This is a genomic window from Pseudomonadota bacterium (genome assembly GCA_036339585.1).
Taxonomy (GTDB): Bacteria; Pseudomonadota; Alphaproteobacteria; order UBA8366; family UBA8366; genus UBA8366.
In genome coordinates this window covers 194,050-216,773 of record JAYZAS010000001.1, presented here as the reverse complement: position 1 = coordinate 216,773, position 22,724 = coordinate 194,050, and the positions used below count along the sequence as shown (strand labels likewise).

General features: G+C 44.6%; 24 protein-coding genes. 10 read left to right on the top strand and 14 right to left on the bottom strand.

What is annotated here, in order from left to right; translation table 11 throughout:
* Positions 1-8: 8 nt before the first annotated feature.
* Together VX941_01015 and VX941_01010 are read right to left on the bottom strand one after the other, a co-directional pair.
* Positions 9-773, bottom strand: a complete 765-nt coding sequence (locus VX941_01015) for an SDR family oxidoreductase (protein ID MEE2931989.1) — start codon at positions 771-773, stop codon at positions 9-11.
* A 19-nt stretch (positions 774-792) separates the two neighbouring features.
* Positions 793-1,554: an SDR family oxidoreductase gene (locus VX941_01010; GenBank protein ID MEE2931988.1), complete on the bottom strand. Its 762-nt coding sequence runs from the start codon at positions 1,552-1,554 to the stop codon at positions 793-795.
* Positions 1,555-1,665: 111 nt separating this feature from the next.
* Between VX941_01010 and VX941_01005 the strand changes: the two genes are divergently transcribed.
* The 3 genes from VX941_01005 to VX941_00995 all read left to right on the top strand — a co-directional run bounded on the left by VX941_01005 (position 1,666) and on the right by VX941_00995 (position 3,687).
* Positions 1,666-2,601: an LLM class flavin-dependent oxidoreductase gene (locus VX941_01005; protein MEE2931987.1), complete on the top strand. Its 936-nt coding sequence runs from the start codon at positions 1,666-1,668 to the stop codon at positions 2,599-2,601.
* Between the two features lie 203 nt (positions 2,602-2,804).
* Complete coding sequence (gene rpmE / locus VX941_01000) at positions 2,805-3,029, top strand: 50S ribosomal protein L31 (protein MEE2931986.1); 225 nt, start codon at positions 2,805-2,807, stop codon at positions 3,027-3,029.
* Between the two features lie 190 nt (positions 3,030-3,219).
* Positions 3,220-3,687 (top strand): Hsp20 family protein, encoded by a 468-nt coding sequence (locus VX941_00995; GenBank protein ID MEE2931985.1) that lies wholly within the window; start codon positions 3,220-3,222, stop codon positions 3,685-3,687.
* Between the two features lie 59 nt (positions 3,688-3,746).
* On the opposite strand, the gene VX941_00990 is transcribed toward VX941_00995, so the two are convergent.
* Positions 3,747-4,181, bottom strand: a complete 435-nt coding sequence (locus VX941_00990; protein ID MEE2931984.1) for a thioesterase family protein — start codon at positions 4,179-4,181, stop codon at positions 3,747-3,749.
* 319 nt (positions 4,182-4,500) lie between these two features.
* Positions 4,501-4,692 (bottom strand): DUF1192 domain-containing protein, encoded by a 192-nt coding sequence (locus tag VX941_00985; GenBank protein ID MEE2931983.1) that lies wholly within the window; start codon positions 4,690-4,692, stop codon positions 4,501-4,503.
* A gap of 214 nt (positions 4,693-4,906) precedes the next feature.
* Here VX941_00985 and VX941_00980 point away from each other — a divergent pair, with 214 nt between their 5' ends.
* The gene (locus tag VX941_00980; protein ID MEE2931982.1) at positions 4,907-5,632 is read left to right on the top strand and encodes a cell cycle transcriptional regulator TrcR; all 726 of its coding nucleotides are present in this window, start codon (positions 4,907-4,909) and stop codon (positions 5,630-5,632) included.
* 27 nt (positions 5,633-5,659) lie between these two features.
* Here VX941_00980 and VX941_00975 read toward each other — a convergent pair whose 3' ends face one another.
* The 3 genes from VX941_00975 to VX941_00965 form a co-directional block, all read right to left on the bottom strand.
* Positions 5,660-7,558, bottom strand: a complete 1,899-nt coding sequence (locus VX941_00975) for a propionyl-CoA synthetase (protein ID MEE2931981.1) — start codon at positions 7,556-7,558, stop codon at positions 5,660-5,662.
* Positions 7,559-7,790: 232 nt separating this feature from the next.
* Positions 7,791-8,984 (bottom strand): CoA transferase, encoded by a 1,194-nt coding sequence (locus tag VX941_00970; GenBank protein MEE2931980.1) that lies wholly within the window; start codon positions 8,982-8,984, stop codon positions 7,791-7,793.
* Positions 8,985-9,516: 532 nt separating this feature from the next.
* The gene (locus VX941_00965; GenBank protein MEE2931979.1) at positions 9,517-11,163 is read right to left on the bottom strand and encodes a hypothetical protein; all 1,647 of its coding nucleotides are present in this window, start codon (positions 11,161-11,163) and stop codon (positions 9,517-9,519) included.
* 108 nt (positions 11,164-11,271) lie between these two features.
* On the opposite strand from VX941_00965, the gene purE reads away from it, so the two are divergent.
* From purE to VX941_00950, 3 genes are read left to right on the top strand one after another with little or no spacing between them, the layout of a single operon-like run.
* Positions 11,272-11,766: a 5-(carboxyamino)imidazole ribonucleotide mutase gene (gene purE, locus VX941_00960; GenBank protein ID MEE2931978.1), complete on the top strand. Its 495-nt coding sequence runs from the start codon at positions 11,272-11,274 to the stop codon at positions 11,764-11,766.
* On the top strand, positions 11,756-12,847 hold the full coding sequence (locus VX941_00955) for a 5-(carboxyamino)imidazole ribonucleotide synthase (GenBank protein MEE2931977.1): 1,092 nt from the start codon (positions 11,756-11,758) through the stop codon (positions 12,845-12,847). Before purE ends, VX941_00955 begins: the two co-directional genes overlap by 11 nt.
* Before the next feature lie 26 nt (positions 12,848-12,873).
* Positions 12,874-13,758, top strand: coding sequence for a glutathione S-transferase family protein (locus VX941_00950; GenBank protein MEE2931976.1), 885 nt, complete (start codon positions 12,874-12,876; stop codon positions 13,756-13,758).
* On the opposite strand, the gene VX941_00945 is transcribed toward VX941_00950, so the two are convergent.
* Complete coding sequence (locus VX941_00945; protein ID MEE2931975.1) at positions 13,755-14,384, bottom strand: COQ9 family protein; 630 nt, start codon at positions 14,382-14,384, stop codon at positions 13,755-13,757. The genes VX941_00950 and VX941_00945 overlap by 4 nt on opposite strands.
* A 27-nt stretch (positions 14,385-14,411) precedes the next feature.
* Positions 14,412-14,942: a peptide deformylase gene (gene def, locus VX941_00940; protein ID MEE2931974.1), complete on the bottom strand. Its 531-nt coding sequence runs from the start codon at positions 14,940-14,942 to the stop codon at positions 14,412-14,414.
* 195 nt (positions 14,943-15,137) lie between these two features.
* Between def and rpsU the strand changes: the two genes are divergently transcribed.
* Together rpsU and VX941_00930 are read left to right on the top strand one after the other, a co-directional pair.
* The gene (gene rpsU, locus VX941_00935) at positions 15,138-15,344 is read left to right on the top strand and encodes a 30S ribosomal protein S21 (protein ID MEE2931973.1); all 207 of its coding nucleotides are present in this window, start codon (positions 15,138-15,140) and stop codon (positions 15,342-15,344) included.
* Between the two features lie 541 nt (positions 15,345-15,885).
* Positions 15,886-16,074, top strand: a complete 189-nt coding sequence (locus VX941_00930; protein MEE2931972.1) for a hypothetical protein — start codon at positions 15,886-15,888, stop codon at positions 16,072-16,074.
* A gap of 51 nt (positions 16,075-16,125) precedes the next feature.
* Here VX941_00930 and VX941_00925 read toward each other — a convergent pair whose 3' ends face one another.
* The 3 genes from VX941_00925 to VX941_00915 form a co-directional block, all read right to left on the bottom strand.
* Positions 16,126-17,514 (bottom strand): NAD(P)(+) transhydrogenase (Re/Si-specific) subunit beta, encoded by a 1,389-nt coding sequence (locus tag VX941_00925; protein ID MEE2931971.1) that lies wholly within the window; start codon positions 17,512-17,514, stop codon positions 16,126-16,128.
* 9 nt (positions 17,515-17,523) lie between these two features.
* Positions 17,524-17,931: an NAD(P) transhydrogenase subunit alpha gene (locus VX941_00920; GenBank protein MEE2931970.1), complete on the bottom strand. Its 408-nt coding sequence runs from the start codon at positions 17,929-17,931 to the stop codon at positions 17,524-17,526.
* A 76-nt stretch (positions 17,932-18,007) separates the two neighbouring features.
* A complete protein-coding gene (locus tag VX941_00915; protein MEE2931969.1) occupies positions 18,008-19,213 on the bottom strand; it encodes a Re/Si-specific NAD(P)(+) transhydrogenase subunit alpha in 1,206 nt (401 codons plus the stop codon).
* Positions 19,214-19,450: 237 nt separating this feature from the next.
* Here VX941_00915 and VX941_00910 point away from each other — a divergent pair, with 237 nt between their 5' ends.
* Complete coding sequence (locus tag VX941_00910) at positions 19,451-20,062, top strand: TIGR02466 family protein (GenBank protein ID MEE2931968.1); 612 nt, start codon at positions 19,451-19,453, stop codon at positions 20,060-20,062.
* A gap of 35 nt (positions 20,063-20,097) precedes the next feature.
* Here VX941_00910 and VX941_00905 read toward each other — a convergent pair whose 3' ends face one another.
* Both VX941_00905 and VX941_00900 read right to left on the bottom strand, forming a co-directional pair.
* Positions 20,098-21,444, bottom strand: a complete 1,347-nt coding sequence (locus VX941_00905; protein MEE2931967.1) for an AarF/ABC1/UbiB kinase family protein — start codon at positions 21,442-21,444, stop codon at positions 20,098-20,100.
* A 1-nt stretch (position 21,445) separates the two neighbouring features.
* Positions 21,446-22,717, bottom strand: coding sequence for an FAD-dependent oxidoreductase (locus tag VX941_00900; protein MEE2931966.1), 1,272 nt, complete (start codon positions 22,715-22,717; stop codon positions 21,446-21,448).
* Between the last annotated feature and the right edge of the window lie 7 nt (positions 22,718-22,724).

The following is a 22,724-nucleotide window of genomic DNA, read 5'->3' as shown; positions in this document are numbered from 1 at the left end:
TTTTTCTCCTAACGAAATCCACCACCGCCAGAAATCCTGATTGTATCGGCGGTGATATAAGGGCATGCATCAGAACAGAGGAATAGTACTACTTCGGCAATTTCTTCTGGATCGGCCATTCGGCCTATGGGAATATCATTGGTCATCGACTTTTTTAAATCATTTGATGAAATATCTTGAAAATGGGTATCAGCAGCTGCTGGCGAAATTGAAACGCAGCGTATATTTTCTTTTACAAACTCACGCGCAACTCCCATTGTCATAGTAACGACTGCACCCTTAGCTGAGGCATAATGGATTGAGTGACCGCCTCCTCCCCGGATATAAGACATGGAGGCCGTGTTTACTATCACTCCGCTGCCGCGCTCGAGCATGTGTGGTAAAACAGCCTGCATACCGTAGAACACCCCTTTGACATTAAGGTCGTAGGCTTTCTCAAATAAATCATCATCGATATCTAGAAACTTGGAGCGCTTTATTGCAGATCCTGCATTGTTGAATTGAAAATCAATATTCCCGAAATGTTTTATGCCGGCGGCAACGGCCACCTCGACTTTTGCTCGCTCGGTAACGTCGCATGATATGGCAAGACCTTTACCTCCCCTTCGGTTCACCTCGCGGGCAACTTTTTTAGCTCCCTCTAAATTAATATCGGTGCAGATCACATTAGCGCCCTCGCGAGCAAAAATATAAGCGGTTGCTTCGCCAATGCCACTAGCTGCTCCGGTCAGAAAAAGAGTTTTTTTCGCAAAAAAATCTGGTGTTTTAGGCATTAAAAGTTCTCCCCCCCCCTTATGCTTTCGATCCGCCTGTTAGGTATAGCGTATCGGCATTAATGAACTCACAAGCATCAGAACATGTAAATAGCACCATTTCCGCTATTTCATCAGGTGTGCCCATACGTTTCATGGGGTTTCCCTCAATTGAAGCATCAAGCATTTCTTTACTAGAAATATCTTGGAAAGGGGTATCAACTGCGGATGGTGACAACGATAGACATCGTACGCCTCTACCTGCAAATTCGCGGCCAACACCAATTGTCAGGGTGTGTACCGCACCCTTGGCCGATGCGTAATGAGGGGATTTGGCGGCACCGCCTGTGCGAGTGGCGTTGCTAGCCATATTAACAATCACACCCTTTCCTTCCTTTAACATGTGCGGAATTATAACCTGCATACATAAAAAGGTTCCCTTTACGTTCAACTCATATGTTCGATCCCACAGATCCTCATCGATCTCTAAAAACTTTGCCCGTTTTATTGCTGAGCCTGCTGAATTAAAGAGGAAGTCAATTTTTCCGAATCTTTCGAGACTCAGAGAAACCGCTTTTTCAATACTGCCGCGGTCGGTAACGTCACATTGAAGGCCTATTCCATGCCCTCCGCCTTGAACAACGTGGTCGGCAGTCATAATGGCACCTTTCTCATCAATATCAGTGGCTACTACGTTAGAGGCTTCTCTGGCAAAAATCATTGCCGTTGATTTCCCTATGCCACTTGCAGCACCTGTGATGAAGATTGTCTTATCTTTGAAATAATTTGGTGTTTTTGGCACTTTTGCTTCTCCTATTAGTTTATAAGCCGTTTACAGGAATCTAAGCTTTAGTTCTATCCCCTAGACACTTTCAGACTTTTAGGGAAAATTAACAAGGAGCAGGAGGGTTGTATGAGTATTGGCGTTGGTTTTGGGATTGCGGATTTTCCGTTTTCATCCGCTAAAGCATTCTGGGAGTGGGTTGCGCTTTGCGAAGAAAGTGGCGTGGATTCAATATGGCAGACAGATCGTCTCATTTCCAAAGTACCCTACCTTGAATCACTTTCTGCTCTTGCAGCAATAGCCGGCGCGACTAAAACAATAAAATTTGGGATGAATATTTGTTCGGTCGCATTGCGAGATCCACTTGTGACGGCCAAGCAATGCGCAACTATAGACTATTTGAGCGATGGGCGTCTTCTGCCAGCATTCGGAATTGGTAGCAAAGATGCTGCTGACTGGGCAGCTACTGGACGTGTGTTTAAAGGTGTTGGTCAGAAAGTAGATGAGTCTTTGGAAATAATTTCGCGACTTTGGTCAGAAGAATCGGTGAGTTTCGAAGGCGAACACTACAGATATAAAGATGCTTGCATTGAACCTAAGCCGGCTCAAAGAAAACTTCCTATTTGGATTGGAGGCTCATCGCGGCCTGCAATTAGACGAACAGCCCGTTTTGCTAGTGGTTGGCAAGCAGGTCGAGAAACGCCCGCAGAAGTTAAGCCTGTAATAGATGAAATCAAGAAAGAGGTTGAACTCGCAGGTCGCAGTATTGATTATGATCATTATGGCGCGGGTTTCTTTTTTCGATTTGGAAATTGGGAGGAGCCTTGCGTTAAAAGCAAGGCCGCTTTGTATCTTAAACGAGCTCCGAAAACTAACCTGAACGCTAGTTGGGCGATTGGAAATTCTGATGACATACTGGAACGTATCCAAGAGTATATAAATGCTGGAGTTTGTAAGTTTGTTTTGCGCCCAATAGGGGATAGCGATGGAGAACTAATGGCGCAGACGTTGCGGCTCGTTGAAGAGGTGATACCGGATGTGGGTGCTTTGAAGCCGACGCCTTAGGCGATGGTCATTATTCGAGCTAAAACTTTAGTGTACATTCGGAACCCAAAGAAATTACGGTGCTCCGCATTATTTTAGGGACAAAATTTGATTACGGGTGTGCGAATTTATTCAGTCATGCACTCCAAATTATTTAAGCCAGATTTAAGTTGCCAACTAGGCATTGTTTAATTTACAACTCCTTTTCAAATTGGAGTACCGCTATGAAGAACGATATACATCCTGAGTACCATGAAATTGTTGTAGAAATGACGGATGGCACAACCTATAGGACTAGGTCGACTTGGGGAAACCCCGGTGACACTTTAAAACTCGAGATCGACGCTAGTTCCCATCCAGCTTGGACTGGCGTACATCGTTTAGTTGATAGCGGTGGCCAGCTTGCAAAATTCAATAAACGCTTTGAAAGCTTTGGACTTAAGGGGTGATTAAAAGCTGCCAGGAACCAACGCAGGAAACATTGGCAAATCTTTTGCACTTGAAAATTCTCGTATGATGCATACCTAACTAGTGTCAGTTGCTGCTTAGCGGGACTGTCGCTAACTTAACCAGGCGTGTGGCAAGTTTGTGCGCGCCCAAAACACTGCCGCTTTCATGAGGGCAATAGGAGAATTTGAAATGCGTTATGATTTTTCACCACTTTTTAGAAGTACCGTAGGTTTCGATCGTTTGTTCAACATGATTGGTGACCTAGAAAATGAACAGACACAAAGCTACCCACCATACAATATTGAAAAACTGTCAGACGACGCGTACCGGGTGACCATCGCAGTCGCTGGTTTTAAAATAGAAGACCTCGAAATTGTAGCACAGGAAAATCAGCTGTTAGTATCGGGCCGCGTCGGGGAGGAGCGTAATGATGCTTCTAGTGTGGAAACGACAGTAGTATACAGAGGAATAGCCGAGCGAGCATTTGAACGGAGGTTCAGTCTTGCAGACCACGTGAAAGTCACTGGTGCTGATCTAGCGGATGGGCTTTTGCATATTGAGCTTGAGCGAGAAATTCCAGAAAGTTTGAAGCCACGTCAGATTCCAATCGGAAATGGTATGCACGCGCAAAAGAAACTTAAAACGAAAGCGGCCTGAGGTTAGACAATATGAATTGGCATGCCCTTTGTGGGCATGCCGGCTCTACGTAATGTCCATTAAGTAAGTATTTTATTCAATTCCTTGCGAAATGCGTTTGGTATCGTTGTAGGTTTTCGGGTCTTACGGTCAACATAGACGTGTACGAAATGTCCAAGAGCAGCCAAACTCTCGTCTGAGCGTCTAAATAGTGCCGCCTGATAGGTCACACTGGAGTTTCCTATTCGCGTGACACGAATACCGGTTTCAACTATATCAGGGTGTCGTATTTCTCTAAAATATTTGCAGCCGGTTTCTGCCACCACACCAAATACCGGAGCAGTATTCGGGTCTAGCATTATTTTTTTAACCAGATGCATATTCACCGCTGTATCGATATAGGAGTAATACTCGACATTATTCACATGGCCATACATGTCGCTATCCATCCAACGGGTTGGTATGTCGACAAAAAACGGGAATTTTTCCCGATTAGGATGTTTTTCTTTAGTCATATTATCTTTGCTAAGTTGTAATTTTTACAAAAACTATTAGGCATGACTATCAGCATTGGCGTCTAATAACCGTGTTAGGTTATAAACTCAATTAATGGGCTCAGCTTTTTGAAATTTATAGGATCCGCGGGTGGTTTTGCTATCCTATTATAACCAATCGGTAATTGTGCCTTTGCCTAAAATGATTTTTAGAAATTTTTTAGTATAATTATAAGCTGTTTCGGAACCTCTAATGGTAGCGTATGACCTACACCATCTACCCTAACGTGTGTCGAACTCTGAGCTTCGTCCGCCAGTGGTGAAGCGCCGGTAAGCGGCGTTATTCGCTTTTTTTGTCAAAAAAGGAATCTGCGGCGGTACGGTGCGATTTTTTCGAAGCGATTTGAGCTTCAGCGCGCTCTATTTCCATCTTTAATTTAGCTATATAAGTGTTGAGAGCCTCTATCGACATTACTTCAAGATCTTTCAATTCCTGTGGTCTGGTGGTTGGCTCAAATTCGTCTGTGTCCATAACTCAGAAACCCAATTTACAAGACCAAATCTGTCAGCCTTTGTAACGTTATTGGAGTGATTAAGGAAGGCCCATATTTTCTTTTAAAAAGTATTAAGAGAAAAATGCTTGATGGTGCTTGCAGGTAGGGCGCCTAAGCAGCATATTACAAGTACAGACCGTGATTTATATACTGTCTAAATTGATGGTGGAAATTTCTATGAGGGAGACACCTATGAATGGGCCATTGATGCCGAAAGCCACGGCCGTGTGGCTGGTAGATAATACTGCGCTGAGTTTCGAGCAGATTGCCGACTTTTGCGGTCTTCACGCTCTTGAGGTACAGGCTATTGCTGATGACGAGGTGGCGATTGGCATGCAGGGTCAAGATCCGATAGCGAATGGGCAGGTACTGCGCGAGGAAATCAATCGATGTGAGCACGATTCAGAAGCTCGTCTTAAGCTACTGACCTCTGGTACTCCGATCCCAGAAGCGCGTGCAAAGGGGCCGCGCTACACACCGCTATCTAAACGTCAAGAAAAGCCAGATGCTGTAGCTTGGTTACTTCGGCATTATCCCGAATTATCAGATGCACAGATCGGAAGGATGATTGGGACGACGAAGCCTACAATAAATGCTATTCGGGACCGCACTCATTGGAATGCGCCCAACCTAAGGCCAAGAAGCCCTGTCGAGATTGGCCTTTGTTCGATGGAAGAACTCGAGGAACATTTAGGATTAGCTCGTAAGAGAGCTGCTCGTAAAGCCGAACGGGAACAGAAAGCTTTGGCGAAAAAATCTCAGGGGTTAAATAAGTCCGAAAATGCGATCAATGATGAAGCAAAAACCATCGAGACAAATCCTGTGTTCTCTGCTTGGCCTGCTACGGCTAAAGATCCTTCATCATCCACGGAAGAGAAATCATCGATGTTAGAAGACTGGGTGAAAGTTGATAAGTAGGGTGCCACATAATTGAAATTGGGTTCTCTAACTCTTCGCGAAACCTACCTTTTCCAAAACACTTTTTATTTCTGCTAATACTGTTGGATCTTCAATGGTTGCGGGAACTTTGTAATTCTCACTATTTGCGATTTTTTGCATGGTATTACGTAGAATTTTACCGGAACGCGTCTTCGGTAACCTTTCCACAATTGCTGTCGTCTTGAATGATGCGACCGGTCCTATTATTTCTCTTACGGATTGCCTGAGATCCTCGACGATATTAGCATGAGATTTAGTAGCGCCTATTTTCAAAACTGCAAAGCCTAGTGGCAATTGGCCCTTTAATTGGTCCGTTACTCCTATTACTGCGGCTTCTGCAACGTCTTGGTGATTGCATAATACCTCTTCAATGGCCCCGGTTGACAAGCGATGGCCTGCGACGTTAATGACGTCATCTGTCCGTGCCATCACATAGATATATCCCTCCTCGTCAATATGTCCGGCATCACCTGTTTGGTAATATCCTGGGAATTCCGTCATATATGCATCTACGTAACGTTTTTCAGCATTCCATAATGTTGGAAATCCACTCGGCGGCAATGGTAGCTTGACACAAATGGCTCCCATTTCCCCGGCGGGCAACTGTTTTCCTGACGGACTAAGGATCTGTATATCATATCCGGGCACAGCCTTGGTTGGTGAGCCAGGCTTAACTGGCAAATACTCTATTCCCATGCAATTTGCAGCCATGGCCCAGCCCGTCTCGGTTTGCCACCAATGGTCTATTACAGGCCGGTCGATTTTTTCCTTTGCCCAACAGAGCGTGTCCGGATCTGTTCGTTCTCCCGCTAAAAATAGAGTTCGGAAATTTTCCAGATTATAGTTCTTTATAAATTCACCGTTGGGATCCTCTCGTTTTATTGCGCGGAAAGCCGTCGGTGCTGTAAATAATGCAGCCACTCTATGTTCAGAGATGACCCGCCAAAAAACGCCGGCGTCTGGTGTGCCAACAGGTTTTCCTTCAAACATCAATGTAGTGCACCCATAAACTAACGGTGCATAAACGATGTAAGAGTGGCCAACTACCCAACCAATATCAGATGCTGCCCAAAAGACCTCTGATTGATCAATATTATATATATTTTTCATCGACCAATTTAAGCCGACCATGTGGCCCCCATTATCCCGGACGACCCCTTTTGGCTGACCCGTTGTTCCTGAGGTGTAGAGAATATAGAGTGGATCTGTGGCTTTTACGGGGACCCAATCTGCTGGTGTAGCTCGTGCCATTGCTTCATGCCAGTCAATATCGCGCCCTGGTAAAGGGTCAACTAAATGCTCGTTTCTCTGAAGTAATATAACCTTTTCAATGCGGTGCGAGGCCAACTCAATAGCCTGATCAACGATTGGCATATATTCCACTGTACGGTTCGGCTCGAGACCACAAGTTGCCGTGACAATTAATTCAGCGGTACAATCATCAATCCGTGTTGCTAATTCTTGAGGAGCAAAGCCACCAAAAACCACTGAATGTATGGCCCCCAAACGAGCGCAGCCAAGCATGGCCACTACAGCCTCCGGAACCATGGGCATGTATATGATTACTCTGTCACCCGCACTTATATTTTGCTCACAAAGTACTCCAGCAAATTGAGTTACCTGATTTTGGAGTTCTTTATAAGTAATGTGACGTTTGGTTCCTGTCATAACGCTGTCGTAAATCAAAGCGGTGCGATCACCGTTCCCAGCTTCTACGTGACGGTCAACAGCGTTGTAGCATGTGTTCGTTTCAGCTCCTGTGAACCACCTGTAAAAAGGTGGTCGTGTATCGTCGAGCACTTTATCCCAGCCCTGAGTCCAGAAAATGCTCGAGGCTGCTTCGGCCCAAAAATCTTCGGGATTTTCAAGCGAGTGCTTGTAAACGTCGTGATAGTTTTTTGGCATTCTTAAAATCCATCCCAATCGAAGCGTCACCAATGAATACGGACATGTTTTATTTCGCCCGGTTGATTAGCATAAAAAAGTGACGGTTTTTATCCTAAATGTGAATTGGCCCAATTTTTTTGTTTTCATGTCGTTAATGGCAGCAGATTTGCCCAGGAATATAGCCGAAAAATTATCCAAGATCCGTCCCAAAGATGCTGAAGTGGGAGGTTTGTCTGGGAGGACTCAAAAGTCAGCCTATTTTTGTTATTCCACTCTCAGCAAAAGAGTCTATTTCATCCCTACTAAAGCCACCTTCAGATAGCACCTCCACACTATGTTCTCCAAGTACGGGCGCATGCCGTTTTATCGAGCCGGGTGATTTTGAAAAGTGTGTCGGAATAGCGGTGCTCTTCAATTTTCCTTCTGTTGGGTGATTTTCCTCAAAGATAAAATTAGTTGCTCTTATATGTGGGTCATCGAGCAAATCCGATAAGTTATTTACTGGCATGCACGGTACGTCTGCAGAAACCAATCTTTTTATCACTTCGTCACTGGTACAGCGCCTTACCAAATCTGATGCAATTATATAAAGCTCAGAGATGTGCTCTGCTCGATAGGTTGCATCTGTAACTCTCTGGTCGTAGAGCATGTCGTTGCGATCGAAGGCCGCAAAGAAGGCTTGCCAATGTTTATTATTGTAGGGCATCAGACTAATATAACCGTCTAAGGTTTTCATTGGTTTGCGCTCTGTGGCCAAGATCCTTGTATAGCCAAACTCGCTTTTGGGGGGATCGAACTTTGCCCCAAAGAAATGCTCGATCAGATTAAAGTGTACCATGTTTTCAAACATAGGCACTTCAATGCTTTGCCCCTCGCCAGTTCGCTCTCGATGCAGCAGCGCAAAGGATATTGCTTGAGTTGCTGCCATTCCCGTGGTCTTGTCCGCAAGTAATGCCGGCACATGTTTAGGTTCACTAGTATTAAATCCCATAATCGAGGATAAAGCAGATACGCCCTGGATTACATCATCATATGCAGGGCGATCAGCATAAGGACCTTCCTTACCAAAACCGTAGCAACCGCAATAGATTATGTCAGGTTTAGTAATTTGAAAGTCCGCGTAGGTCAGGCCTAGTCGGGCCATTGCCTTTGGGCGCATGGAATGGATAACTACATCTGCACTCTTGGAAAGCCGTAGTAATATTTCGCGGCCTTTTTTTTTCTTCAGATTTAGCACCAAACTCCTTTTGTTACGGTTCACATTCAAATACAACGCGCTCATACCAACATTACGTGCTGGACCAATTTGGCGTGTGACATCACCGTTTGGTGACTCAATTTTTATAACATCAGCTCCCATATCGCCTAATGTTTGAGTAGCAAAAGGTCCCATAATTACTGAAGTAAGATCCAGTATTTGATAGCCATCCAATGGTCCCGGCATAGCCGGATCTCCTGTCGAATTAAAATTTAAATGTGAAGTGATGTTTGTCAAAATTAATTAGCACCAAAAATTGAACAACTTTTATTTGCTGAGCTCTTCGACCCATTTCTGGATAATATCATTATGCTTTGTTGGTCCGCTAGTCTCGTGGATTTCAGTCACTCAATGATTCAAAAAGTAAATATCGCTGTGCGCTTAGTTTATGCAAAGAAACTCCCATCACAAGTTTCATATTCCGAAAGTCAAATTTTTACAAAAACTAGGCATTTCAGAAAAACTCTGACCGTCCGTAACGTCTGTTGCGTCATTTGCGATCTATACTTGAACAAGCCAGGTGATGCCTTTTGTTTGGATTACTGTACCTGCGATCACTTATGTAGAAATAAGACTCGATAACGAAGTCTTATCAGTAAATGAAAAGAAATCTTTTCCAAGAAACATCAAGGGGATCTTTTATGTTATTAGAGCATGTAAGATTTCTATACCAACTATATTGGTTTTGTTTTGTTAGTTCAAACGGACAAAACATCTGCTATCTAGTAAGTTCTTTAATTGAAAATGAGTGGGGTTTAAGGCCAGCGCAGTGTCTGCGCCAAATCTCATTTAGCATTTTACCGAAATTATAGGTAAATTGCGATTGATTACAGAGTGGTGAGCTTAATAATGCAGGTCTGAGACGTTTTCTAAAGTCATCCAGACGTTGCCGGTTTTCACTCAATTCTATGGCTATTTCCAAATAGGATTGTTTAGATGATGCGGAAAACGCTGGAACGCCGACCATTTTTAAAATCCACTCACCCGCGCGAGCACAGGGACGGATGGACTCGTTATAACTGACCACCGGTATTCCCATAGAGAGAGCCTCAATGGTTGTTATGCCGCCTTGCTGAGGAAAGCCATCTAAGGCGATATCTACTTCATTGTAGGTTTGTAAGTGGCCATAGTGGTCGGTTTTTCCTCGAAAATCTATTCGCTCCGGCGCTATTCCCATAGAAATAAAGGGCTCGCTTAGACGTTTTATTGTCCAATCATCGATCATTGTGTCCTTGAATGTCATGGTCGAGTTGGGAATTTTATTTAGAACGGAGGCAAATAGTTCAAGTGTTGTTCTCTGGAGTTTAACTGTACGATTAAGGTTGCAAAATCGAATTAGCTCACTGGAGAGACAGGGGGCGGTGACTGTGTCAGGCATCCGCGGCGGAGGACACCATATAATGCTTGAGCCATCGAAAAATATTATATTCTCAAGATATTTTTCTTCGGTCTCTTTTGGCACATATACGTCGTCAGCAATGAAATAATCTACTGCCTCAATTCCGGCTGAGGTGCCAAGTCCTGACCAGCATAAAATGAGAGGCGCGGGTTTTTCAGCATAAGTCATTAAACGGTTCCCGGGCATGTGGCCGGTAAAGTCAAATAAAACATCAATTTGATCAGAACGGATTCTATTAGCTAATTCCCTGTCATTGAGGGCGAAAACATTGCTGAATTCATCAGCTGATCCACGAAAAAATTCTTCAACTTGCTGTTCTGGTGGTGACGATGAATAAAGGATGTAACGGTCATTACGCCCTGCTGGCCGAACAAAAAAGGCAGCCATGGCAGCTTTTAATGAATGGCCGCTGGCAAAATCTCTTGAGACAAATCCTAAGTTAAGTGGTTTGTCGATTATTTTTTTTGTTACTGCTGGTGTCGATGCTGCTGTAATTGGAGCAGCAAACCGTCGATTGAATTCATAATAGGCCGCGAATGCGACATCATCATCAAAGCCGTTAAGATGCTGATGTAGCAACAATTCCTCGAAGGTTTTTCGCGAGGAGGGTTGATGGTGAAGAATGGTATTGAAAATGTCTACCGCTTCATCGTGAAAACCACGCAGCTGCATATGCTGTGCCATTACCAAAAGGGTAGTTTCAGGGTCCTCAATGGACATTATCACATCTTGAACGACATTTAAGATCGGCTCTATGTTACCTTTGGGAGCAAGTGTTTCGAAAAAAAAATGCCAAATTAGACGCTGATTCGGTTCTGCCTGAAGGGATTCAGTAAGCCAAGTAAGTGCTTCTTCATATAGCTGCCTATCAAGAAGCATTCGTGCGCGTTTAACGGTTTCTTGGGAATATGTTGGATTTGGTATTTTCATGTTAAGAAAATAGAATGTTGGAAAATACGCCGGCAATCAACAAGGATCAACCCATCTTATAAAAATATGGACCGGTGCTTGCTCACAGCTCAGCTAGGTTTATAATAATATGTTCGGGATTAAACGAGTAGAGGGGATATTTACATGCCCAAAAACCCCGTTGTTGGCATTATTATGGGAAGCCAATCAGATTGGACGACAATGTCGAGCTCAGCTGAAACGTTAAGGGCCCTAGGCATCAAAAACGAGAAACGTATTGTGTCGGCACACCGTACACCCAAGAGGCTGGTTAAGTATGCTGAGAGTGCGCGAGAGCGCGGATTACAGGTGATAATTGCTGGAGCTGGCGGGGCAGCACATTTGCCCGGGATGATTGCATCTCTGACATCGTTGCCCGTTTTCGGTGTCCCTATAGAGAGTGCGACCTTAAGGGGAATGGATAGTCTGCTTTCAATTGTACAGATGCCGGCGGGAATACCAGTAGGAACCCTTGCTATTGGCCGGCCAGGTGCGATCAATGCTGCCCTTTTGGCAGCATCAGTTATTGCATTGTATGATCAAGATATTGCGGATGCTCTTAGAAAATGGCGGCTGGAGCAGTCAAATGCAGTTGGCGAAGAGCCCATAGATGAAAGCTGACAACATAGCGATGATCAAACCCGGTTCTGTCATAGGCATTCTCGGAGGTGGTCAGCTAGGGCGGATGATTTCCATAGCTGCTGCTCGTCTCGGATATCGGTGTCATATTTTCTCAGATGTCGCTGACTCACCTGCGGGTCAAGTCTCTGATACTGTGACAGTGGCATCTTACAGTAATTTCGAGACCCTCGAGTTTTTTGCGGATTCGGTGGATGTTGTGACAATGGAATTTGAAAATATTCCTGAGGAGCCCGTCTCATATCTTGATCAACGAACGTTAGTGAGACCTAGTCCAAAAGTATTGTCAGTTGCTCAAGATCGGTTAGTTGAAAAAAATTTCATGAACTCAATCGGCGTTGAAACCACGCCGTATGTAGCAATCCAAACACTTTCAGACCTAGTTGATGGAGTGTCAAAACTTGGCCTGCCCTCTGTTCTTAAGACAACTCGCTTTGGTTACGACGGTAAGGGGCAAAGTCGTTTGCGAGATACCTCCGATATAGGCGGGGCTTTCACCAAATTACGGGAACAGCAAGGGATCTTAGAGCAATGGGTGCCATTTACATTAGAAATATCTGTGATCGTTGCACGCAGTTCTGATGGAGAAATAATCTCCTACGGTCCCGTTGAGAATCGTCACGTCAATCATATTCTTGATACTACTATTGTTCCGGCTAGAATATCACAAGGTGTGGCATCAAAGGCGGAAAAGATAGCGCGAAAGGTAGCAGAAAAGCTTAATTTAGTGGGTCTGTTAGCAGTAGAGATGTTTGTGACCAGTGATGGAAAAGTCCTTGTCAATGAGATAGCTCCTAGACCACATAATTCAGGTCATTGGACAATAGATGCCTGTAAAGTTTGCCAATTCCAACAACTTATACGTGCAATTTGTGGGTTACCATTGGGATCCCCGGAACGCTTGTTTGATGCTGAGATGAAGAATTTGATCGGAGACGATGTGAACCATTGGGCGGATTCTATCATCAATCCAGATGCCCGTTTACATCTCTACGGCAAATCAGAAATACGCTCAGGCAGGAAAATGGGTCATGTAACTCAATTAAAGCCACTTACAAAATAAAAAAGTTATTGAAAGTGTGAGCCTGAATGGCGATGAAAAAAGAAACTAGAGCGGATGAAGTAGTACTTTACGACTATCCAATTTCTTATAATTGCCAAATCGTGCGGCTCGCATTGTGCGAGAAAGGTGTTCCGGGGAAAACCATTCGAGTCGACATTGGGCCCATGATGGAACAATTTACACCTAATTTCATGCGGATCAACCCAAGTGGTCAGGTGCCCGTACTTCTGCATCAAAACAAGGTGGTTACACAGACACTAGAGATTTTATATTATCTTGACCAGCACTGGCCTGGCACTCAGTTGATTCCACCTGCTGCGGAAAACCGTGCAGCGATGGAGAAGTGGGTAGCTATGGAGCGCGCATTTCCAGAAGCAGATTTTACTTATGGGCTGGTCGAGCAGGGCACCGGAAAGATTGTTGCAAGGGATATGGAACGTCGTAAGAGGCTTTTAGAGAAATATATGGTGGTTAATCCAGATTTAGCTGATTCATATAAATTAAAACTCGAGGCTGTTGCGGATTGGCAAATGAGGTTGCGTGATCCAGACCTTGTGGATCGCCTGGTAGATCAAATTCATAAAATGCTAGACGAGTTAGAGAAGCAGGTTGCCGGCCGAGATTATATCGTGACCGATAATTATACTCTTGCGGATGTAGTTTGGACCGCATTCTTGGCACGTCTGGAGATGGTAGGCTTTAAGAGAATGTGGTCATTCGGTGCACGACCCAATATTGAAGAGTACTATATACGTATGAAGCAACGCCCAAGCTTTGCATGTGCGCCTATACATCTCAAATCATCTCTTTGGCTAGTGATTGTGTCAGCCATAAAAACATTTAGACTGCAACTCGGTTTGTTTCTGGGAATCGGGATTATAGCACTGTTATCTGTTTCTGCTTTATTTTAACGGCGCAATATTTGTGGTGGGCGCGGCAGTTTTTCAATGAATGAGCTAATTCGTTGCTTGATTATAGGTATTTGCATAACGTTATCTATGCGGCGATTTAAAAAACCCCACGTTTCGTCAGTGTTGGCAGATGCGTCGTCAAGCCAATACATGAGTGTTGCACAATAGATGCCCGCTAAAAGCCCGCGTTTGGAGTAGAAATTCCAGTCAGACGAGCGATCACCCGCAACATACCAGATCGTATCGACTGTTCGATAAAGACACCGTGCTGCCATTGGTGCATTTGCAGGTAAGGCAAGTACTGAACATGCCCTTCGGATAGCTTCACGGTGGGCAAAGTTTTGTTCGAGTCGACATTGTATGGCTTTTGCAACTCGTTTTCTTACAGATAAAGCGGATAAGTCACCCGCCTTCCGGACCATATTTTTGTCAGCCAATTGGCTGTAATACTCGATTGCGTCCGTTGCGGAGACCGGAAATGCTAGCAATGCACTTGCATCACCAAGGCCACAATCTGAAGCTCCTCTTCTAAGCGCTTTCATGGTCCAGCCGTCGAAAGGTACATGTTGTAAGCTAGCGACAATAATCTGGGTTCTCAGTTTTTCAAGGTCAGCTTGATTATTCATCATTTTCTGCCGTTCTGTATGTGGGCCCTAGTCCGGTGTACCGTAGCGCATTTCATCTCTGAACATAAGCAGGGAAAGGTCTTCCATTCTTTGTGGATATAGTATTCCGTCCAGGTGGTCACATTCGTGCTGCACCACACGAGCATGAAAATCTTTAGCAATGCAATCGATCTGTGATCCGTCTGGTGCGGTTGCGCGGTATCTGATTTCAGTGTAGCGGGGAACTTTGCCAATCAGGCTCGGCAGTGAAAGGCATCCTTCCCATCCTAATTTTTTCTCATTGCTTAGGGGTTCGATTGTGGGGTTGATTAGCACTGTCAAAGGTATGTCCTTTTCATCGGTATTTTCTTCATTTGCATCATAACTTACAAAAAAGACCACTACCCTCAAAGGTACATGGATTTGAGGCGCAGCGAGACCTGTGCCGTCAGCATCTCGCATAGTTTCAACCATATTTCTAATTAACTCTTGGACATGTGGCGCGGTGGGATTAATTACTTGTTCAGCAGGTTCTCGCAGAACAGGGTGACCCATACGCGCAATTTTATGTATAGCCATTTATGTAATATGCAAAAGTGATGTCACACAGTAAAGCCCCGGAAGCACAACATTTAAAATTATTTTCCTACTGTTCTTTCCGCTTCACAGGTTATTACTCCTATGATATAAGGCGCGGCTTTAGACTGGAGTTATGCTCTCCAAATCTTTGATCACAACGATTAGAGTGCGTTGCAAATTGCAGGAGTAAGGAAAATAGTTCAAGTTGTGGTAAGAGACAACAATGTCGATCAGGCTTTGAAGGCGCTAAAGAAAAAAATGCAGCGTGAAGGCCTTTTCCGTGAAATGAAGCTGCGCCGTAGCTATGAAAAACCTTCTGAGCGTCGTGCTCGCGAGAAGGCAGAGGCAGTGCGGCGTCATCGGAAGCTTATGCGGAAGCGTTTGGAGCGTGAAGGGTATTAGCCCGCTTCAATTACTTAGTAACAATCCTTTGCTCCTTGCATATGTTGTTATCCAAGTCTGTAAAACCCTGCGCAGGTTGTGTAACAGATGCGTCTATAATTGATCTTTAAGTGCGGTAATTTGTTAACTTGGGGAACAACCAAGATCTTGTTTTCTAACCGATGTGATTTAATTTGTTTCAAATGCTGCAGCACTATTTGCATTTTTTTTGGTAGTTATAGAGACCATTTTCGGTATCCTGCCAATAATCGCTTAGTAGTGGCTTCTTGTGATGGGTGGGTGAATATTAATTAGTAAACAGGTTGGTGTTGCTGAATAAGTCAATGCAACGACCGTTTGACTTTACCTGTTTAATAAATCTTTTCTAAATTGTGCTAATTGGATCCCCTTTTAGAGCAGCAAACAGATAAATTGGGTTGGAATTAGAAGCTAGACCTATGCATAAACTGCATAGGTGCATTGCAGCAATTCTGTTGGATTGCAAGTAGATCGAAGTGTATATGATTAAGCACCTAGACTAATGCATGAAGGGATTTTGGTTATGACGGCTTCAAGAGCGGGAAGTAAACCCGGACAATTTGTGGGTGTTAGAGTATTGCAAGCAATTGGCAGGGCTATGGACGCTCGCGACACCTATCGCGAATTATCAGTGTTAAACGATGTAGAGCTCGCGAAACGCGGTTTAAACCGTAACGACATCGTCAAACAGGCGATGGAAAAGCTTGGCTAAGTCCTCCCTTGAGCCAAGCTCAATGGCGGGTCCCTAGGGACCCGCCTTTTTTTATTCTAGTGCTTTAACAATATCCTCACACATTTGCTTCGCATCTGAAAACAGCATCATGGTATTCTCACGGAAAAATAACTCGTTATCAACACCAGCATAACCGGACCCGAGCGAGCGTTTTATAAAAAGCACGGTAGCTGCACGCTCCACGTCAAGAATCGGCATCCCGTAGATAGCGCTCTGGGGATCAGTTTTGGCAGCCGGATTAGTAACGTCATTCGCACCTATAACAAACGCCACATCTGTGCTGGGAAAATCTCTATTTATTTCGTCTAGCTCGAGCACCTCATCATAAGGTACGTTTGCCTCAGCTAGCAGAACATTCATGTGGCCTGGCATCCGCCCGGCGACAGGGTGGATAGCATACCGGACGTTGATACCCTCTTTTTTCAATAAGTCTGCCATCTCACGGAGAGCATGCTGTGCCTGCGCAACAGCCATACCATAACCAGGGACGATGATCACGTTTGAAGCGTTCTTCATAATGAATGCAGCATCATCGGCACTTCCAGCCCGGACATTTCTATCGCCCGTAACACTACTTGTCGTTGAAATCTCACCTCCAAACCCGCCAAGAATTACGCTCATAAACGACCTATTCATTCCTTTGCACATTACGTAGCTAAGAATAGCACCTGATGAACCCACCAGAGCTCCTACGATGATCAAAGCTGGATTGGAAAGTGTGAAGCCGATACCACAGGCCGCCCAACCAGAGTATGAGTTTAGCATTGAAATAACAACTGGCATATCTGCACCACCAATCGGAATAATCATTAAAATGCCAAGTAATAAGGCTAAGCCGACAATGGTCCAGTAAAGTTGTTCTGATTGCTCGGCACAAATCATTACGACCAGCGCCACCATAATGACCCCAAGTGCTGCATTCAGCAGGTGTTGGCCTGAAAAAACAATAGGGGCTCCGCTCATAATTCCCTGCAATTTTGCAAAAGCGATAATAGAACCGGTGAAAGTAAGAGCGCCGATTGCCGTTCCGATGCTCATCTCAATCATACTAGGGGTAGGAATGTTTAGGAAGTCGCCTATCCCGTAGGCCGCTGGCTGATAGAATGCAGCTGATGCAACAAAAACTGCGGCGAGCCCTACTAAACTATGAAAGGCTGCAACAAGTTGAGGCAGTGCTGTCATTTGAATTCGGCGTGCAATAACATCACCAATGGCCCCGCCTATTACTAAACCGACTATGATCCAGTCATAACTGACCACGCCGGGGGATGCGAGTGTCGTAGCAATGGCTATTACCATCCCAGTAATACCAAACACATTCCCATTCCGCGCCGTCTCGGGTGACGAAAGACCGCGCAGTGCCATAATGAAAAATATGCTGGCAATCAGGTAAGCGATCGCAGAGAAATTTTCGTCCATTTCAGGCCCTTACCTTGCTTTCTTTTTGTACATTTGAAGCATCCGTTGTGTGACCATAAAGCCACCAAAAATATTGATGGAGGCTAGCACGACTGCAATGAAACCGAAAATCTTTGCAGGATTTACGTCAGTAACATCAATTTCTTTGGGACCGGCCGCAATGAGTGCGCCCACAATTATTACTGATGAAATTGCATTTGTGACACTCATTAAGGGTGAATGTAATGCGGGTGTCACGTTCCATATTACATAATATCCCACAAAAATGGCTAAGATGAAGATGGTGAACATCGAAATAAAGCTACCGTCGGGATTTGCAATGGCGGTTGTTTGAATGAGGCTGGCACCTTGTTCGGCCCCGTCTTTGAGTATTTCAGTCACACTTTGTTCTTGAGCAGGCGTTGATTCTAGAACCATGGCCGTTACGCTCCTTTCACAACTTTTTTTGAACGCTGTACTTGGCGATTATTAATAGTTTTTTGCTTTGCTGCTTTCACAGTTCTTTCCTCGTGACGTTAGAAGATGCTTTTCCTGAGGGTGCCTTGCGACTAACCTTCCTCTTTAGTTTTGGGTGCACAACCGCTCCGTTTTCCGTTACTTTTATGCCATCAATTATTTCATCTTTGGGGTCGAAAACAAGTTTGTTCATTTTCTTATCAAAAAATGGTGCGAGAAAATTGAATAAGTTACGCGAAAACAGTTTACTAGCTTCCTCTGGAAGCCTGCCTGGAACGTTATCATAACCAACAATAGTAACCCCATTGTATTTTACGATTTGTCCTAGTTTTGAGCCGGCACAATTCCCCCCAGCTTCGACTGCAAGATCAACAACAATAGAACCCGGTTTCATCATTTTTAGCATTGCATTGGAGACGAGTTTCGGAGCGGGTCGGCCTGGTATTAGTGCAGTGCAAATAACAATATCTTGTTTTGTTATATGGTCGGAAATTAAACGAGATTGTTTGCGCTTATAATCGGCACTCATTTCTTTCGCATACCCACCTTCAGTCTGTGCCTTCCTGAATTCTTGGTTTTCCACCGCTATGAATTTTCCACCAAGCGACTCTACCTGCTCCTTTGTCGCAGGGCGTACATCTGTAGCTGTTACAATGGAGCCGAGACGTTTAGCGGTTGCTATTGCTTGGAGACCCGCCACACCGACACCCATGACGAAGATACGTGCTGGGGGGACAGTTCCTGCTGCTGTCATCATCATAGGCAGGGCCCTACCATAATGAATAGTAGAATCGAGCACTGCCTTGTAGCCAGCCAAATTTGATTGTGAGGATAAAATATCCATCGATTGTGCGCGCGTGATGCGAGGCATCAATTCCATTGCATAGCCAGTGACACCAGCTTTCGCCATTGCCAAAATAAATTTTGATTCTGTCAGCGCATTCATTTGACAGATAAGAATTTGGCCTTTGGTAAATGCAGCGAGTTCATTTTTCTTCTCACCGGCAATCATCGGGCGTTGAACCTTTAGAACTACATCAGCACCTTTTATGGTGGCTGCGGCGCTAGCCCCTATGGAAGCGCCAGCTGCTTTATAATCCTCATCACTAAAAGAGGCACAAGCGCCAGCATTTTTTTCAATTGAAATGTTAAAGCCGAGATCGACAAATTTTTTGACGGTTTCTGGTGAAGCTGCGACACGGGTTTCTCCGGTTCGCAATTCCTTTAATATGGAAATTTTCATTAAAAAGGTTCCTAAGATCGGATAGACCTAACAGTTAGGGAAAAATAGACCCTTTGTGTTCATAATTCTCTACACTGCCGAAAACTTTCAGGTTTGCCAAGAATTTACTCGCTTTTACAAATAAAAATGTCAAATATTCGCATGGGTCCAATCGTCGCAGGTGTGATAGTTATTGAATTTTGACAGCAAAGGCGAGGCGTTCTAGCTTTATTTGTGATCTCTGGAAGGGATGATTCGATGTCGAATAAGACTGAAACTGAAGTTAATTTGGTGTTCCCAACGCCGGTTCAGGTGAGCGAGATTGCTAACTCCAGAACACTTAATGAATCCCTCATCAGTGAAATTAATGATGTGCGTAAAGTGACGCCTAATGGTTTACCCAACTCGTGGTCATGCGAAGTTTATACAACAATTTCAAATAACTGTCGTCTGCATGAGCGTCCCGGATTTGCTGGGCTTGTGCGGCATATTGAGGTAGAGACCAAAAAATTTGCAGACCTGCTGGCCATTGAGCAATCTTCTAAACTCCTGCGGATAGCCGATTGCTGGGTTAATATTTATGGTCGCGGTCACTCCCAAGAAATTCACGCGCATGCTAATAATATTCTTTCCGGGGTCTATTTCGTAACAGCCCCGGCAGGAGCATCACCCATTATGTTCCATTCGCCAGACTGTGATTTAATGTTAGCCCCGAAGTTTAGTGAGCTTAATGATTACAATAACGCTGCCGTTGGCTTCGAGCCTCAACCCGGTACCATGTTAATATTCAGAAGTCACTTAAAGCACAGTGTTAAAACGAGCCAGATAGATGACGAACGCATTAGTATTGCATTTAATCTAAGGTACTGAAATTTTTTATAATGACCAACAAAAGAAATCGTGCGTTATTCCGGCAAAGGTAATTTGTATTTCGTTAATATTCGTGATTGGCGATCTTGTAATCGTTCGCTTCTGAAATCTTCAATCAGACCATTAAACATTTTATGCCAATTTATCTCGGCCTGGAGGTGTAGAAAAACAGACCCAAGACCAACTGCTGCCCGGTCCATAAAAACAAACTCACGAGGTGGCGCAACGCCACCTACTCTGCGTAATTCTTTATATACTTTGGTGGCAACTTGCGCTCCATAAAGACCATTTTCTGACTCTTGGATGCGCGTTACTTTATCTTTGAGAAGTGGTGAATATATAAATTTGGCCCAAATGTTAAGAACATCCATCAAATCTTTGTTCATATCTTTGAAGCCCCAACAAGCGTAGGCCTCGGCAGCGAGCATTTCATCGCCAGTCCTGAGTGCTTCATAAAGGTCGATGACCCCTTTTACAAAACGGGAGTGAAATATTCTGATGCAGCCAAAGTCCAGCAAATTGATAACTTGGTTTGGAGCTATTGTATAATTTCCAAGATGCGGATCACCATGGATCACACCAAAATGATAAAAAGGAACATACCATGCCCGAAACATATTTCGCGCCACTACATTTCTAACTTCAAGCGGTTCATCCTTAAAGCTTAAAAGCGGTTTACCATTAAGCCAAGTCATGGTGATAAGTCGCGGCGTTGAGAGGTCAGCAACAGGCTTGGGTATACAAACATGTTTTTCATCTTTTAACATGTCGGAATATAATTCCATGTGGCGCCTCTCTCGGTCGTAATCAAGTTCCTCACGTAAACGGGCGGCTATCTCCTGATATATTTGACTTGTTGAGAGGGAGCGTGTCCCGCGCTCGTAAATAGAAAATACGAGTTTTAACTGTTTCAAGTCTGCTTCCACTGCTGAAAGCATGTTGGGATATTGTAATTTGCACGCAAGATCTTTGCCTTCTAAGGATTTTGCTTTATGGACCTGACCCAGAGACGCGGCGTGCGCGGCTTGTCTGTCAAAGATTTCAAATTTCTGGTCCCAGTTTTTGCCAAGCTCATTTACCAAACGTCTTCTGACAAAAGGCCAACCCATTGGGGGAGCATTTGTCTGAAGACGTCCAAGAGCTTCTACATAATTTGATGGCAAGGCATCTGGAACTGTTGCGAGTAATTGGGCCACTTTCATTAATGGGCCTTTGAGCCCACCCAAAGCGACCTCAAGATCTTGCGCATCTTTAGTCTGATTGAGATCGCGCCCCAGTAAACGGGCCGTAGCCATTTTGCTGGCCAGTCCACCTATCGTGCCTCCTACCTTGGCATAGCGACGCAGCCTCCCGCTCAGATTGTTTTTATCAGAGTCCGTCATTTTATTGTAATTTGTAAGGGTTGAGGTTAAGGCCGATTTCACGCCCCGAAATCAAGTCAGCAGTAATGCGCCCCATAGTAGGACCCAGCGTCATGCCAACATGGCCCCCGCCGAAACCAACAAAAATGTTCTCATGTCCTATTATATTGCCGAGCCGGGGAACAGAATCCGGCATTGATGGTCGACAACCCATCCAAATTTGACGCTCATCTGGATGAAGGCCTTTCACTGCTCGCAATGCTCTGGGTATCATTCGACGCACTCGTGTGAAGTCCGGAGGGGCATCAGTGCTAGCGAGTTCAACTCCCGACGTTAGTCTGAGTCCTGTGTTCATAGGAGAAAGAAACATGGATTCTTCAAAAACATTTATGGGATGACTGAGGCCCGGTTCCGGTGTTGGCAACATTACGTGATAACCGCGTTCCGCCTCGAGAGGCACTTTTATTCCTATGGTTGCGAGTAATTTTTTTGACCAAGCGCCTGCCGTTATTACCAGTCGTTCCGCTGTATGCTCACCATTAGCAGAGCTTACAGTTACACACTTTGGATCACTTCGTGTGATACCCAGAACCCGTTCTGATGTTCGAACACCGCCGCGGGCTAAGAATGCCTCATGGAGCCCAAGCATCAATTTATTAGGGTCTAATATATGTCCGCTATCTGGGGTCAAAAAGGCATGTTGGAAAATAGGTTTCAGGCCATGCTCCACTTGTCCAATTTCATTCGAATTCAAGATTTCTACTTCACGGCCTATATCGCTAAGTAGTTTCAAGATCCATTGTGCTTGCTGCCAGCCACGTTCTGTTTCAAAAACTGTAAGCAATCCAGGCTGATGGGTTAACCCACTTAGACCTGTAATTGATAATAAATGTTCGTAGTTTTCACTGGCATGGGCAAGAAGCCCGGCTTTGCGGCGCGCATTGTGCTGAACACGGTTTGGTGCAGCATTTAGGACAAGCCGTGAAAGCCATGGCATTAATTTAGGCAAGTATCTCCATCGAATCATGAGCGGGCCATGGGGATTAAATAGCATAGACGGAACATTTGCTATTGTGCGAGGGGTGGCGGTCGGAACACAACTCGCAACACTTATTACTCCAGCATTTCCCGACGAGGTTCCTTTATCAGGCTGGCCAGTCTCGAAAAGAGTGACATGGTGCCCATCATCTAATAAGAATATGGCTGTTGATATACCGGCTATGCCACCACCTACGACTATCACGTTACGCTTTTTTACCGGCTCTCCATTGCGGGTAGCTCTCGGTTCTACCATTAGCTTG